At 60.2% G+C, this 1,581-nt stretch carries 1 protein-coding gene and 1 pseudogene; both read left to right on the top strand.

The window, feature by feature from the left end:
- Positions 1 to 594 (top strand): annotated as a pseudogene (locus D906_RS26400) (type VI secretion system tip protein VgrG); the annotation flags it as partial.
- Positions 591 to 1,514 carry a hypothetical protein gene (locus tag D906_RS26405; RefSeq protein WP_027609942.1) on the top strand — a complete coding sequence of 308 codons (924 nt, stop codon included), beginning with the start codon at positions 591 to 593 and terminating at the stop codon, positions 1,512 to 1,514. The pseudogene D906_RS26400 and the gene D906_RS26405, both read left to right, overlap by 4 nt.
- Positions 1,515 to 1,581 lie beyond the last annotated feature (67 nt).

Genomic DNA, 1,581 nt, shown 5'->3' on the forward strand with positions numbered 1-1,581 from the left:
CAGACCCATAAAGGTGATGGTTACAACGAACTGCGTTTCGAGGACGAACTGGGCAAAGAGGAAGTGTTCATCCATGCCCAGCGGGACAAGAACAATGTGGTCGGCAATGATGAGACCACGCGTGTGGGGCGCAATCGTGTCGAGCAGGTCGGCAATGATGAGCAACTGAGCATTGGCAACAACTTCCGTCAGGAAACGGCATACAACCATACCCAGGTTATTGGGCAAAACAGCCTGTTGGACATCAAGCGTGACCTGGTCGAGAACGTGGCCAACAACCGCACTGAGTCAACGGGTGGCAATCACCGCGTTCTCACTGGGAGCAACTGCGAGCTAGTGGTCAAAGGGGCTCAGTCGATAAGCGTCGGGCAGGGCGTGCAACAACGCACGACAGTATTCCAGTTGCTGGCCAGTGAGCGCATCGAATTGAGAAGCCCTGGCGGCAGCATCGTGCTGGATGCGCAGGGCATTACCATCAATGGCCTGACACTCGACTTGAAAGGGCAGACCAAGGCCGTTGCGAAAGGGGATGGCGATAGCCCGTCTTTTGAGCTTACGCCTGACGCTAGCAGCAAGTGCGAGGTCAAGGCATGAATGTCGAGAGCCTGATCAGCCGCATCGAAGGGCATCATGCGGCGCACCTGCATTGCCATGTATTGGTCGACCCGCTCGCGATAGCTGGCCAGAGTGACCATGCCTTGCTTGCGCACCTGCGCGAAGCGTTGGGCGAGGCGGCATTGATGCGCGTGGACAGGGCCGATCTGGCCCATGTGCCCCACCTGCATCCCGTGTTGGCTTGCCTGGCTTCACCCGGAACGTTGCCCAGCCGTGAGTTGCTGGCGCTGACTGCGCGCGCAGCGTATAGAGGGCTGCACCACCCTCGGCGCTACCTGAGTGGCTGGCTGTTCAGTGAAGCAGCTTCGGCCACGGTAGCCGCCCATCTCACGGCCATGTGCCGAATACCCGATGCCAAACGGGCGTTCAGCTTCTATCCGGTGTACGAGCCGGTTCGCCTGGAGCTGCTCGCGGCGACGTTCAAGCAGGTCGAGCATGGCCCATGGTGGCCGATCAACGACTGGTTGTTCCTGAGTAGCGGTGGCAGGTTGGCGCACCTGAAAGGGCAGAGCGGGCAGCGGCATGCTTTGCCGGAGCCTGCCCAGCGTATTCAGGAAGATGTGGCGTTGATCGAGCGCGTGCTGGCTGTCTGGAGAGTGCTGCGTGCGGCCTCGGAGGACGCGAGACAGTGCCAGATACCGCCGTTTGCCGCCGTGCGGGTCTCCAACCATATCGACGATGCACGAGCGTTGGGCTTGAGCGCAGAGGAAGACATCACGGTTTTTGCCCTGCATCACCTGTGCATCCACCCCAGGCTGAATACCGTTGCTGCGGTGCGCAACATGGTTGATGCGGCCGTCAACGATCACCGTCCTCTCGCCCCGATGCTCACTCGCTATTCCGAGGAACACTGGTGTCGCCTGATCGATCCCCTTCCAAGAAACGAGAGGCGCCTATGACCCTCAGTCAACGTATCGCCATTGCGACAGCCGAAGCCGGGCTCCCTTCCGACCAGTGCATGGCCTG

The organism is Pseudomonas sp. LAIL14HWK12:I1, from assembly GCF_003202095.1.
Classification (GTDB): domain Bacteria; phylum Pseudomonadota; class Gammaproteobacteria; order Pseudomonadales; family Pseudomonadaceae; genus Aquipseudomonas; species Aquipseudomonas monteilii.

Bases quoted from the DNA above. Each gene is read 5' to 3' on its own strand.
- D906_RS26405 (WP_027609942.1), top strand. From the start codon at position 591: ATGAATGTCGAGAGCCTGATCAGCCGCATCGAAGGGCATCATGCGGCG.